General features: G+C 74.3%; 1 protein-coding gene. It reads right to left on the reverse strand.

The window, feature by feature from the left end; genetic code table 11:
* A partial coding sequence (locus tag DC522_RS35670) for a hypothetical protein (protein WP_205769969.1) occupies positions 1-245 on the reverse strand: 245 nt, incomplete at both ends.

Consider the following 245-nt stretch of genomic DNA (forward strand, 5'->3'; position numbering starts at 1 on the left):
GACGAGCGAGGGCGCTGTCGTCGCGAGAGCGTCGGCCGTCCGCCGGTCGAGGCGGGACCACCACTCGGCGACCGCGGCGGGATCGGTGCCGCGGATGATGCCCGCCCATTCGGGGTGCTCGGCGAGCAGCCGTGCGGGATCGCGTTCCGTGGACAGCCGTTCGAGCAGAGCGAGGCCCGCCGCGTCGGAGAAGGAGCCCACGGGCTGCGACGCCTCGGGACCACTCCATGCCGCGAGCGATGTCC

The sequence above is a fragment of the Microvirga sp. KLBC 81 genome, from assembly GCF_003075415.1.
Classification (GTDB): Bacteria; Pseudomonadota; Alphaproteobacteria; order Rhizobiales; family Beijerinckiaceae; genus Microvirga.